Annotated in this window: 1 protein-coding gene; it reads left to right on the top strand. The window is 47.8% G+C overall.

From position 1 onward, the window contains the following. On the top strand, positions 1-232 hold a 232-nt coding region (locus tag IL45_RS15200; RefSeq protein ID WP_036585628.1), incomplete at both ends, for a hypothetical protein.

Here is a 232-nt window from a genome sequence, read left to right as displayed (position 1 = left end):
TCCATGTGTATTTACAGCAGGAAGTACAGCCGATACGAGTAATCCAATCTGGCAAGCCGCCGATTGTGATGGAGATGGTGAGACCAACGGAACAGAAGACATGAATGGATCCGATCCAACCGATCCATGTGATGTAAGTGGAACAGCAACAGTACCAGATGTAAGTGATGAGAATTATGCCGTATGGGCAGCCGCAGACTGTGATGGTGATGGTGAGACTAACGGAGAAGAA

It is taken from the genome of Nonlabens ulvanivorans (assembly GCF_000732625.1).
Taxonomy (GTDB): Bacteria; Bacteroidota; Bacteroidia; order Flavobacteriales; family Flavobacteriaceae; genus Nonlabens; species Nonlabens ulvanivorans.
Note: the sequence above shows the minus strand (reverse complement) of the source record. Positions and strands in the feature narration are given on the sequence as shown.